The 12,579-nt window shown below is 54.8% G+C and carries 10 protein-coding genes and 1 pseudogene; 2 read left to right on the top strand and 9 right to left on the bottom strand.

What is annotated here, in order from left to right; translation table 11 throughout:
- Window position 1: 1 nt before the first annotated feature.
- Window positions 2-1,210: a type II restriction endonuclease gene (locus tag ACVV26_RS21505; protein WP_474799261.1), complete on the bottom strand. Its 1,209-nt coding sequence runs from the start codon at window positions 1,208-1,210 to the stop codon at window positions 2-4.
- 186 nt (window positions 1,211-1,396) lie between these two features.
- Here ACVV26_RS21505 and ACVV26_RS21510 point away from each other — a divergent pair.
- Window positions 1,397-2,515, top strand: a pseudogene (locus tag ACVV26_RS21510) (IS3 family transposase).
- A 50-nt stretch (window positions 2,516-2,565) separates the two neighbouring features.
- Here the strand turns inward: ACVV26_RS21510 and ACVV26_RS21515 are convergent.
- The 3 genes from ACVV26_RS21515 to fabR form a co-directional block, all read right to left on the bottom strand.
- Window positions 2,566-3,891 carry a tyrosine-type recombinase/integrase gene (locus tag ACVV26_RS21515; RefSeq protein ID WP_313049508.1) on the bottom strand — a complete coding sequence of 442 codons (1,326 nt, stop codon included), beginning with the start codon at window positions 3,889-3,891 and terminating at the stop codon, window positions 2,566-2,568.
- Window positions 3,892-4,172: 281 nt separating this feature from the next.
- The gene (locus ACVV26_RS21520) at window positions 4,173-4,532 is read right to left on the bottom strand and encodes a YijD family membrane protein (RefSeq protein WP_151603042.1); all 360 of its coding nucleotides are present in this window, start codon (window positions 4,530-4,532) and stop codon (window positions 4,173-4,175) included.
- Between the two features lie 13 nt (window positions 4,533-4,545).
- A complete protein-coding gene (gene fabR / locus ACVV26_RS21525; RefSeq protein WP_040460042.1) occupies window positions 4,546-5,181 on the bottom strand; it encodes an HTH-type transcriptional repressor FabR in 636 nt (211 codons plus the stop codon).
- A 192-nt stretch (window positions 5,182-5,373) separates the two neighbouring features.
- Here fabR and sthA point away from each other — a divergent pair, with 192 nt between their 5' ends.
- Window positions 5,374-6,774 carry a Si-specific NAD(P)(+) transhydrogenase gene (gene sthA / locus ACVV26_RS21530; protein WP_474799262.1) on the top strand — a complete coding sequence of 467 codons (1,401 nt, stop codon included), beginning with the start codon at window positions 5,374-5,376 and terminating at the stop codon, window positions 6,772-6,774.
- Here sthA and oxyR read toward each other — a convergent pair.
- From oxyR to argC, 5 genes are all read right to left on the bottom strand, one after another.
- Window positions 6,757-7,674 carry a DNA-binding transcriptional regulator OxyR gene (oxyR, locus tag ACVV26_RS21535; protein ID WP_312985614.1) on the bottom strand — a complete coding sequence of 306 codons (918 nt, stop codon included), beginning with the start codon at window positions 7,672-7,674 and terminating at the stop codon, window positions 6,757-6,759. The genes sthA and oxyR overlap by 18 nt on opposite strands.
- Window positions 7,675-7,921: 247 nt before the next feature.
- Complete coding sequence (argH, locus tag ACVV26_RS21540; protein WP_474799264.1) at window positions 7,922-9,295, bottom strand: argininosuccinate lyase; 1,374 nt, start codon at window positions 9,293-9,295, stop codon at window positions 7,922-7,924.
- A gap of 96 nt (window positions 9,296-9,391) precedes the next feature.
- On the bottom strand, window positions 9,392-10,609 hold the full coding sequence (locus ACVV26_RS21545; RefSeq protein WP_474799265.1) for an argininosuccinate synthase: 1,218 nt from the start codon (window positions 10,607-10,609) through the stop codon (window positions 9,392-9,394).
- 26 nt (window positions 10,610-10,635) lie between these two features.
- A complete protein-coding gene (gene argB, locus ACVV26_RS21550) occupies window positions 10,636-11,412 on the bottom strand; it encodes an acetylglutamate kinase (protein WP_474801960.1) in 777 nt (258 codons plus the stop codon).
- A 7-nt stretch (window positions 11,413-11,419) separates the two neighbouring features.
- Window positions 11,420-12,424: an N-acetyl-gamma-glutamyl-phosphate reductase gene (gene argC / locus ACVV26_RS21555; RefSeq protein ID WP_474799266.1), complete on the bottom strand. Its 1,005-nt coding sequence runs from the start codon at window positions 12,422-12,424 to the stop codon at window positions 11,420-11,422.
- Window positions 12,425-12,579 lie beyond the last annotated feature (155 nt).

Below are 12,579 nucleotides of genomic sequence, written 5' to 3' on the forward strand. Positions count from 1 at the left end.
TTTAAGGAAGATCGGCGTAAAGCCCTGTCAGCTCGGCAATTAAGGCGCCCAGCGTCATTAATTCTGCCCTTACCGCTTCCGGATATTTTTTATGTAAGGACGACGGCACGACCAGCCTGACCCCTTCCGCCTGCATTTCTTTGTACTGCGCCTGTGACACCCCTTCTTGGAGCGTAAACAGGTAAACCGGAGAAATTCTGTTGGCTTCATTCAGTATCTGGCGCCAGCGGTCTTTACAGGTGGTTTTGACGGCCAGCATGCGCAGATTGTCTGCAGGAAACTCAGTGTCGTGGTAAGCCTCGGCGGAGGGGAACAGAAAGTCGGGCTTTTTATTGCCCTCCGTGACTGCCTGCGTGGCGAAATGCCGTAGCCCGTGCTCAATGAAAAGATGCTCCAGATGCAGCTCCAGAGACTTGCCAGCCCGGGATTTACGGCGATTACTGACGGAGTTGGCCAGCGCAATGAATTCATCCACGGAGCCAAATCCTTTGCGGATGATGTCCAGAACGTGGAGTTCCTCAACCAGCAGAAAGATGTCGTACTCGACGCGCCGGCGGTCAATAAGCTGCTCATCCGGATCGCGTGAATTTTTCACATAATGCCCGGCGGCATACTCAATAATTTCATTTCCTGACGGGAAGCGATGCTGCCAGTCCTCCGGGATAATGTATTTATAATTAACGGGCGCCTGCTGCAGAGACAGGCCGCCCAGAATGCGATCGGTAGGGCCTGATATTAGCGTACCGGGGATCACTTCACCGATAGCGGTCTCGATAACGTCTTCTTCGTCCGGGCTGACGCAGACCCAGATGTCTACAGCCGTACTGTCCCCACCGTGCTCATCAAGCCTGAAGGCCAGAAGCGTCAGGGCCCCGGTATTTTCAGGATCCTGAAGCGGGTTGCCTCTTCCCCAGCGAGTGATCCGTTTCTCATTCCGGGTTTTGCCAAAATAGCGGTTATTGTAATAAATCGCCCGGGCCTCGCTGTCCGGGCAGCTATGAGATGATACATGTGCGGTGAGAAAGACCGAAGGGTTGAGGTCACGGGTATGGTTGATAGACGGAAACAACTTTTCAACAATACAGGAAGGGATATAAAGCCCGACCTGATGGCCCCCTGTGGCGCCAGTGTCATTGGCGGAAAGACGTTTGATATAAACGAAGTAATTCCCACCTGCGATCTCAAGTAACCAGTTATGAAAAGCCGACATACACATCCCTCTGTTGTCCTGAAATTCAGTTCGCCATTTTTTCATAGTCAGACAAAAGCAGCCAGTAATGCTTACCGGGATGATTACAGTGCAAGTTAACCCGGCCGTAGCCAGGAAGCATGAAAACTGGAGTGACCCCGGGCCCATAGAAAAATCTGCCCTATATTTTGAGCATAGGAGGAGTCTATGGGCACACCACGGTTTACCCCTGAGTTTAAAGAAGAAGCTGTCCGCCAGATCACCGAACGGGGCTATTCCGTCGCCGACGTTTCTGAACGCCTGGGCGTCTCGCAGCACAGCCTTTATAAATGGATCCGCTGTATAAAACCTGATGCCACCGGGCACCAGGCGCAGGATCTGCTGCATGCCCGGACGGAGATCCTCCGGTTGAAAGCGCAGCTCAAGCGAACTGAGGAGGAGCGGGATATCTTGAAAAAGGCGGCGCGGTACTTTGCAAGGGAGCCCGACTAAAGTACCGCTTCATTAACGATCACCGTCAGCTCTGGTCGATTGCACTGATGTGTCGGGTTCTAAAGGTTGCCCGTTCCGGTTTTTACGTCTGGCTCCACTGCCCGGTATCAGCTGGAGAGCAGGATAATCAGCGGCTGCTGACGTTTATCCGCGACTCTTATACCCTGAGTGGCGGCGTCTATGGGTACACCTGCGAGAAATCGGAGAGGTATGCAGTAAAAACAGGGTAGCGAAAATTATGCGGCAGAACAGAATCAAGGCCGGACATGGCTATAAAATCCCGCGAGGAGCGCGGGGACGTCCGTCAGTCATTGCTCCTAACCGGGTACAGCGGGAGTTCACAGTCGTTAAACCGCACCAAGTCTGGGTAACGGATATTACCTACATACGGACCTGGCAGGGCTGGCCGTATCTGGCTGTGGTGATAGACCTGTTTGCCCGCAATGTGGTGGGCTGGTCAATGAAACCCTCACTGTCGCGCGAACTGGCGCTGGATCCTCTCCTGATGGCCGTCTGGCGACGAAGGCCTGAGGAAACCGTTATCGTACACAGCGGCCAGGGCAGCCAGTATGGCAGCGATGACTGGCGACGGTTCTGCCAAGCTAATAACCTGTCACCCAGCATGAGCCGGCGCGGCAACTGCTGGGATAATGCAGTGGCAGAATCCTTCTTCAGTTCGCTAAAAAAGAGCGCATCAGAAAGCGGATCTATAAAATCCAGGACATGGCCTGGGCTGATATCTTTGATTATATCGAAGTGTTCTACAACCGGACCCGACGCCACAGCCATCTGGGAGGTGTCAGTCCAGAGGCCTTCGAAAAGGCCTCGTCGTGAGGACAGTGAATGTCTACGGGAACGGGTTCACTCCATACTACAGCTAAAATCTAGATCCACGGAACCCTTCTGAGCGCACCACGAGCACCATTCCATGAACGAATAATCGATCGAATACGTGAATTTTCTATTTTCATGAGTATATTTCCCCATGCATTAAGAACGTCGCGTTGCCCACCAAGTGGATCATCTGGGTCAGGATGCGAGTAAATTGCCATCATTCCAGGCAGTACATGGCCTACCACCCTCTCAATATCAGCAGCATTAATTCTTAGTTGTGCAGCCCGCTCATGAAGCCTACTGATAAAGGTGCGACGAAGATCGTGCGGAGTGAAACCTTCAATTCCAGAGAGATTGTCTTCTACGCAACGCCGCACTGAAGCCGGAAAAATTTGCTTTCCATTCGTGGCGGGCCAAACCAACTCATTACTTGTACCAACAACAGCGAGCTGTGCATGTAAAAGCTGGAGCATATACTGGCTCAAAGGAAGAACTCTCGATCCTTTTGATTTCGTTCTTCGATCGGCTGCTGTTTTCGGGATTCGCCAGGTTCCGCTTTCGACATCCACTTCACTACGGCGCATCTCAAGGACAGCGCTGATACGTTGCCCGCAGGCGAGAGTGAACTTTAGTAATCGACGATTAGCCTCACGAGTATGCCAAAACGTCAACTGTGTTAAGAGATTTCGAATCTCAGACATTCCTAAGTTCCGCTCTTCTACCCCTGTCTTGCCACCAAACGATTTTGCAGGTGAAAAGCGCAATGGATCATCAGTAAGCAGCCCACGGCTAATCGCATGGCGGATAGTTTTCTTTATAAGCCGGTATGCAGCTGCAATTTTGCCATGCTTAAGTGAACCAGTAGGATGTCGCCAGGTAGGGCCGGAAGTTATTTTGGCAAAGTGACTCGGTCCAAAATCAACAATGGGTACTGCTTTAAGCCCAGCACGAAGATCGCGGGCAAAAATTTGGATGCTTTCCTCTGGCCGTGATTCTCCATGTGTACCACCCTGATATAGATCGTCAAAAACCTGCGCAAACGAAACTGTATTTGCCTTTTCTTGTGCGAGTTTTCGTTCAACCTCAAAACGTGGGTTCTTACCTGCGAAAACAAGCTTGCGATGGTTACCAGCCAAATCGCGCGCTTCTTTTAAGGTAAGCCCTTTCCTTCCTGACGGATCAGCAGGGCCAAGCGTCACCTTATCCGGCTTACTATGCAGTCTAAAACGATAAACCCAGCTCATAGCGCCGGAAGGACGCACACGCAGAAACAGGCCAGGCACCTCGCCAGCTCTCTGAAAAAATTCTTTATCTTCCGGTTTAACGCTTTTAAATGCTTGCGCATTTAATAACGGGCGTTTCTCCGTTTCAGACATAACAATGCCCCGAGATCAAAAATGGTACATATCAGGGTACATATTTTTCTTGGATGATGGGATATAAAAATGGATTAATACGGAATTTATTTTACTCAAAAATGATAAAAATAATAAATATCATATTGTTAAATTAAAACAACGCAACAGTATGGAATTATGCGGAATGCTTAACTTCATACACCCACCATATGGAATGTGGCGTACTGCTCAGCGCGAAGCACTGCTAAAAAGACAAAACCCCAAAAACGTGTTTTTGGGGTTTTTTGTATCCGGCCAGATTATTCAGTGACATGGGTTGGGCGGTTACGCAGGCGGTAACCAATCCAGAACAGCAGCGCCACCGCCAGCACGGACGGCAGGAAGTTAGAGCCGATTGCCGGGTATTCCGCGCGCACGACCGCGCTGTAAACCAGCACGCCCAGGATGAAGCAGCCAGCGGCGAGGCTCGGCAGGCCCACCGGCATGGTGCGGTCCTGGTAACGTTGATGCAGGCAATACACCGTCAGAACCAGTGCGATAATCGGGAAGACAGAAAACGGCACCACGGAGCTGAACAGCGCCGCGAATGTGCCATTAACAGAGAGGCCGGCGATTAATGCCAGCAGTAAGGTGCCTTTTTCTTGATATGACGGTTTCATTGCTCGTCCTTCACTAGTCGGAATGTTGCGCTAACTTTTCTTGTTCGCGGCGATACCAGTAATACGCGCCTTTGGAGATCATCCGCAGTTGCAATACCAGCCGCTCTTCGAGTTGACGACGCTGCTCGGGACCAACGTCGAGGGCTTCCGCGCCGGCGCTAAACACAATGGTGACCATCGCTTCCGCCTGCGCTTCAGTAAAACTTCGCGGCATGTGACTTTCGAGTTCCAGATAGTCGGCAAGTTCCGCAATAAAATGCTGGATTTCCCTGGCCACCGCCGCACGAAACGCCGCCGATGTGCCGGAGCGCTCCCGCAACAGCAGACGAAACGCGTTAGGGTTGTTGCCGATAAATTCCATGAATGTGGAAACAGAGGTGCGGATCACGCTGCCACCTTTCGCGATGCGCTGGCGCGCCTGTCGCATCAGCTGGCGCAGCATCAAACCGCTTTCATCCACCATGGTCAGCCCCAGTTCATCCACATCTCTGAAATGCCGATAAAAGGAGGTGGGCGCAATACCCGCCTCACGGGCGACTTCACGCAGGCTCAGACTGGCAAAACTTCTTTCAGCGCTCAGTTGGCTGAACGCCGCTTCTACGAGCGACCGCCGGGTACGTTCTTTCTGTTGCGCTCTTACACCCATCACGTTGCCTGAATCCTTCCTGTCGAATGGCACACTGCCAGCCAATAAAATTACCGGGTTTATACTGGATTGTGAATGACTGTTTACGCGAGCTGTCTCGCGTTCCTCAGGAAAAAGCACAGTAACAATTGGGTTATCGCACCGATAATGTTACCATTCTGTTGTTTTTATGTATAAGAACAGGTCTGCCTTACCATGCCACACACCTACGATTATGACGCAATAGTGATTGGTTCCGGCCCTGGCGGCGAAGGCGCTGCTATGGGACTGGTTAAGCAAGGAGCACGGGTCGCGGTCATTGAGCGCTACCACAACGTCGGCGGCGGTTGCACCCACTGGGGCACCATCCCCTCGAAAGCACTCCGTCATGCCGTCAGCCGCATTATTGAATTTAACCAAAACCCGCTTTACAGCGATCACACCCGATTACTTCGTTCCTCCTTCGCCGATATCCTTAACCACGCCGACAGCGTGATTAACCAGCAAACCCGTATGCGACAGGGCTTTTACGAGCGCAACCGCTGCGAGATTTTGCAGGGCGATGCCCATTTTGTGGATGAACACACCCTCGCCCTGGAGTGCCATGACGGCACGGTGGAAAATCTCACCGCCGCGCAGTTCGTCATTGCTTGCGGCTCGCGCCCGTATCACCCGGACGATGTCGACTTCACCCACCCGCGCGTTTACGACAGCGACTCGATCCTCAGCCTGCACCACGAACCACGCCACGTGATTATTTACGGCGCGGGGGTCATCGGCTGCGAATACGCGTCGATTTTCCGCGGGATGAACGTCAAGGTCGATCTGATTAACACCCGCGACCGGCTGCTGGCGTTCCTCGATCAGGAGATGTCCGATTCGCTCTCCTACCACTTCTGGAATAGCGGCGTGGTGATTCGCCACAACGAAGAGTACGAGCGCATCGAAGGGCTGGACGACGGGGTGATCATGCACCTGAAATCCGGTAAAAAAGTCAAAGCCGACTGCCTGCTGTATGCCAACGGCCGCACCGGGAATACCGATTCGCTGGCGCTGGGCAACATCGGTCTTGAAGCCGACGGTCGCGGGCTGTTGAAGGTTAACAGCATGTACCAGACCGCACTGCCGCACGTTTATGCAGTGGGCGATGTGATTGGCTATCCGAGCCTGGCGTCAGCGGCATATGACCAGGGGCGTATCGCCGCGCAGGCGATGATCAAAGGCGAAGCCAGCGCGCATCTGGTGGAAGATATCCCGACCGGTATTTACACCATTCCGGAGATCAGCTCAGTGGGTAAAACCGAGCAGCAGCTCACCGCGATGAAAGTGCCGTACGAAGTGGGCCGGGCGCAGTTTAAGCATCTGGCGCGGGCGCAAATCGTCGGGATGAACGTGGGTACGCTGAAGATCCTCTTCCATCGCGAGACGAAAGAGATTTTGGGTATTCACTGCTTTGGCGAGCGCGCGGCCGAAATTATTCATATCGGCCAGGCGATAATGGAGCAAAAAGGTGGCGGCAACACCATCGAATACTTCGTTAACACCACCTTTAACTACCCGACCATGGCGGAAGCCTATCGGGTAGCGGCGCTAAACGGCTTAAACCGCCTGTTTTAACGCCGGGTCGAAATGGCCATCCATTTTTGTACGGATGGCCTCCGCCAGTTGCTCGTAGCGGTTACGCAGCGGCGAGCCCGGACGGTAAACCAGGCCCACGGTGCGACGCGGCTCCGGCTTAAAGCATTGCAGATACACCACGCCGTCGCGGCGGCGCTCATTCGGCACCGCCAGCGCGGGCAGCAACGTAATCCCACTGCCTGCCGCCACCATGTTACGCAGCGTTTCCAGGCTGGTTGCGCGGAAATGGGTATCTTCATCCGCGCCCGCTTCAAAGCAGAAGCCCATCGCCTGGTCGCGTAAGCAGTGACCGTCTTCCAGCATCAGCAATTTTTCGCCCGCCAGATCGGACATCGGTACGCGCTCGCGCGTTGCCCACGGATGATCTTCATACACCGCCAACAGCATCGGCTCATCAAACAGCGGCACCTCGATAAAGGCTTCGCTCTCTTTCACCAGCGCCAGAATCGCGCAGTCGAGCTTGCCGCTATCCAGTTGCGCCAGCAGTTGATGGGTCTGCGCTTCATGCAGGTACATTTCGAGTTTCGGGAAAGTCTGGTGCAACATCGGAATGATGTGCGGCAGCAAATACGGGCCTACGGTCGGGATTAAGCCAATATGCAGCGGGCCGGACATCGCCTCGCCCTGTTGACTGGCCATTTCCTTTAGCACTTTGACTTCGCGTAATACGGTGCGCGCCTGATCCACCAGCAGCAATCCGGCCTGAGTAAACAGCACCTTGCGGCTGGTGCGTTCCAGCAACATCACACCCAGTTCGTCCTCCAGCTTGCGGATTTGTCCGCTTAAGGTCGGCTGGCTGACATGGCACGCATCGGCAGCACGTCGAAAATGACGGTGCTCGGCCAGTGCGACCAGGTATTCAAGATCACGAATATTCATTAATCATCCTCCGCCGCCACGATAGCCCATGGCGATAGATAGAATAGCAACCAACGATTATCCCTATCAAGCGAAATGACAAATAATAGCCAACAACGAAGCGACACTGCCTTACCCCGCAATGTGAGCTGAAAAACCCTTAACGGAATAACTAAAGCCAACGTAAATTTTTAGCGGACTTGATGTCCGCTTTTTTTTTGCAAAAAAAAGCCTGGCACCACGCCAGGCCGAGTGGAGCAAAATGCGATTACGCTAAACGCGCTTTCGCCTCGCTAATTGCGGTTGCGACCTGTTGTGGCGATACGCCGCCTTTTGCCGAGCGCTTATCAAGGCAAGACTGCAACGACAGGATCGGATAAACGTCCTCGCCAATCACGGTACTGAATTTCTGTAAATCGGTCAGCGGCAGCGCCTCCAGCGCTTTGCCCTGGCGAATCGCTTCTACCACGGTTTCGCCCACGATATGGTGCGCTTCGCGGAACGGTACGCCTTTGGCGACCAAATAGTCGGCCAGTTCGGTTGCGTTAGCGTAGCCCTGCTGCGCCGCTTCCTGGCAGCGGGGACGTTTTACCTGGATGCCATCCAGCACCAGCGTGGCCATTTGCAGGCAGTCAAACCAAGTGTCGAGCGCGTCGAACAACCCTTCTTTGTCTTCCTGCATATCTTTGTTGTAAGCCAGCGGCAGCCCTTTCAGGGTCATCATCATGCCGGTTAACGCACCCTGCACACGGCCACATTTGCCCCGGATCAGCTCCAGCGCATCCGGATTCTTCTTCTGCGGCATCAGGGATGAACCCGAAGTCACGCGATCCGACAGCTCAACAAACGCCGCTTCGCCGGTGTTGAAGAAAATCAGGTCTTCGGCGAAACGGGAAAGATGCACCATGCCAATAGAGGCATCGGACAGCAGCTCCAGCACGTGGTCGCGGTCAGACACGCTATCCAGGCTGTTACGGGTCGCGGAGGCAAAACCCAGCCATCCGGCCAACTGCTCACGATCGATGTCGTAAGCGGTGCCCGCCAGCGCGCCGCAGCCCAGCGGGCTGACGTCCAGGCGCTTCAGCGTATCCTGCAAACGGCTTTCATCGCGGGCCAGCATCTCAACGTAGGCCAGGCACCAGTGGGCAAATGTCACCGGCTGGGCGCGCTGAAGGTGGGTATAACCCGGCATCACCGCGTCCTGGTTACTGGCGGCGGTTTCCACCAGCGCGCGTTGCAGTTCGCGGGTCGCGTTCAGCAGCTCACCAACGGTCATTTTGCACCACAGTTTCAGGTCGGTGGCGACCTGATCGTTACGGCTACGCCCGGTGTGAAGTTTTTTACCCAGTTGACCGACTTTATCGATCAGTTTGCCTTCCACCCAGCTATGAATATCTTCCGCATCGCTTTCAAGAATTTGCTGCGGGTTCGCCTGCACTTCTTGCAGCAGCGTTTGCAGCGCCTGCTCAAGCTGCACCTGCTCATCGGCAGTCAGAACGCCTACGGTCACCAGCGCTTTAGACCAGGCGACAGAGCCCACAATATCCTGCTCCGCCAGGCGGTAATCGAATCGCAACGAGTCGTTGAACTGTTTAAACCGCTGATCCGCTGCCTGAGTAAAACGCCCACCCCAAAGTGCCATAACCCGCTCCGTAAATGTTAATCCAGTCGATAAAATCAAGGCGGATATCGCTACCCGCCAGGTTTGCTCCGTTAACGCTTAAGACAAAACGTCTGATTATTTTTTCTGCTCGTTCAGCGCACGGATACGTGATGACAGCGAGAACAGACGGATAAAGCCGCCCGCGTGGCTGTGGTCATACACTTCGTCTTCACCGAAGGTCGCGAACTCTTCGCTGTACAGGCTGTTAGCGGATTTCTTCTGGATCGCCGTCACCTGGCCTTTATAGAGTTGCAGTACCACTTCACCGTTAACGCCTTCCGCCAGCGATTCTGCCGCCGCTTGTAGCGACTGACGCAGCGGCGCGAACCAGCGGCCATCGTACACCACGTAAGACATCTCCAGGCCAACCTGCTCACGCCATTTGAAGCTATCGCGGTCCAGCACCAGCTGCTCAACGCCGCGCAGCGCCGCCATCATGATGGTGCCCCCTGGGGTTTCGTAGCAGCCGCGGGATTTAATGCCCACCAGACGGTTTTCCACGATATCGATACGGCCCACGCCATGTTTCGCGCCGAGTTTGTTCAGCGCTTCCAGGCACTGGAACGGGCTCAGGAATTCGCCGTTTACGGCAACCACTTTGCCTTTCTCAACGGTGACGGTGACTTGCTCAGGTGCGTCCGGCGCTTCCTGCGGATCGACGGTCCAGACCCAGCAATCTTTGTTGGACGCATTCCACGGGCTTTCCAGCACGCCGCCTTCAGTAGAGATGTGCCAGGCGTTCTCATCACGGCTGTAGATTTTTTCCAGCGACGCGGTGGTCGGGATGTCGCGCTCTTTCAGGTAGTCCAGCAGCGCTTCACGGGAACGCAGGTTCCACTCACGCCACGGGGCGATGACTTTCAGGTTGGGGACCAGCGCCGCCCAGGCGGATTCAAAACGCACCTGGTCGTTGCCTTTACCGGTCGCGCCGTGGCACAGCGCATCTGCGCCCACTTTAATCGCCACATCCGCCAGCGCCTTCGCGATCAGCGGGCGCGCCATAGAGGTACCCAGCAGGTAGCTGCCTTCGTACAGCGCGCCGGTTTGCAGCACCGGATACACGTAATTTTTGATGAACTCTTCACGCGCATCGACCACATAGCACTCGCTCGCGCCGGTGCGCAGGGCTTTTTGCTCAACACCTTTCAGATCGTCACGGTCCTGGCCGATATCCACCACGCAGGCCACCACTTCGCAACCTTCATAGTTTTCTTTCAGCCATGGAATGATCGCGGAGGTATCCAGGCCGCCGGAGTAAGCGAGAACAACTTTTTTGATGCCGTGGTTTTGCATTTTCTTTTTCCTTTTTGAAGCTTTAATTAGGCTAAGATCCGGGTGCCGATGGCTGTCCCGTTAAACAAAGAAGGTAACTGCTCGGCATGGCGCCAGGAGGCGATATCCACCGGGCGGCCCAGCGTGCGCGCCGCGTCCAGCGCCGCATTCACTTTCACCACCATACCATCGGTGATGATGCCCTGGGCAATCAGCTGTTCGGCTTTTGCGGCAGTCATCTCAGCAATGCGCTGCCCTTTGCCGTCCAGAATGCCGCTGACGTCGGAAAGCAGGATCAGATCTGCACCGAGGGTGGCGGCCAGCGCCGTAGCGGCCTGGTCAGCGTTGACGTTCATCAGCTCGCCCGCCTCGGTGACGCCGATAGAGCTGACCACCGGCATAAAGCCAGCGCCCAGCAGGGTCGTAATCAGTTTGGCTGAACCCGGTTCGGCTTTGCCGACGTGGCCAAGTTCATCATCCAGTTGGCTCACTTTTACGCTGTCGCCATCGCCGAGATACAGGCCCACCGCCGGCAGTTGATGTTTCTTCGCCCAGGCCAGCAGCGTTTTGTTGGCGCTGCCCGCCAGCGCACCGGTGATGATGTCGATCTGATCGGCTGGCGTAACGCGCAGGCCATTTTTCTTTTTCACCGGCAGATTGAGTTTTTTCATCAGCTCGTCCACCACGCAGCCGCCGCCATGAACGATTACCAGCGGGCGCTCGTGGGTCTCGCGATAATTCACCAGCGCGGTGAACAGACGTTCCAGCGCCTCTTCGCTATCCAGCAGTACGCCACCTAATTTGATAATTAATGGATTCATTATTGCACCGTTAAATAAGTGACTGAGTTTCAGCGAAGCCGAAACGAATATTGGCACACTGCACTGCCTGCGCCGCAGCGCCTTTCAGCAGGTTATCTTCCGTGGCCACCACAATCAGATGCTCGCCCTGAACAGCGAAACCGATATCGCAGAACGGCAAGCCCACCACATTTTTCAGCGCCGGAACGCCCTTCTGATACAGACGCACCAGCGGTTTATCACCGTAGGCGTCATTGAACGTCTGCGCCACCTGTTCAGCCGTCACGCCCGGTTTCAGGCGGCAGGTGATGGTTTCTAAAATCCCGCGCGGGAAGTTGCCCAGATGCGGAGTGAAAATGACCTGCGCGCCCAGATGGGTCGCGATTTCCGGCTGATGGCGGTGGGTAAATACGCCATAGGGTTGCAGGCTCACTTCGCAGAAGCTGTTAGACATCGCGGCTTTGCGCCCTGCGCCGCTCACGCCGCTGGTGGCGTTGATCACCGGCCACTGGGCCAAATCCAGCAGATCGTTGTCGATCAGCGGCTTGAGCGACAACTGCGCCGCCGTCGGGTAGCAACCCGGCACGGCAACCAGTTTGGCTTCTTTCAGCGCGTCGCGGCCCCACTCGGCCAGGCCATACACCGCCTGCTCCAGCAGTTGCGGATGCTGATGGGTGAAACCGTAGAATTTTTCGTAAAACGCCGCATCGTTCACCCGGTACGCGCCGGATAAATCGAACACCACACAGCCTGCGTCAAGGAACTGCGGCGCCAGGTCGTGACTCACTTCGTGCGCCGTCGCCAGAAACACCACGTCAACGCCCTGAGTGAACTCGCTGATGTCAGACATCGGCATCAGCGGCATATCAACAATGCCTTTCAGTTGAGGATGCAAATCGGAGAGTAATTTTCCTGCATCATTGCTTTGCGCTGAGACCGTCAATGCGGTTATGTTCATATGTGGATGGCGATTGACATAGGTCGCGAGCTCTGCGCCGGTATAACCACTGGCGCCAACAATCAGCGTATTCAACATCGGGGCTGTTCACCTTCTTTTATCGTCACGAGAAGTTACCTGGGGCAAAAGCGCCTGCTTCTGCCACGTTAGCGAGCGTTTTCAGGAGGCTGCGCGATGCGGTTCCTTTTTGCTCACCGTTAATGTATTTTTATTCACTTAATTTGCATGAATAT

The organism is Atlantibacter sp. MEI4A-1023 (assembly GCF_056155425.1).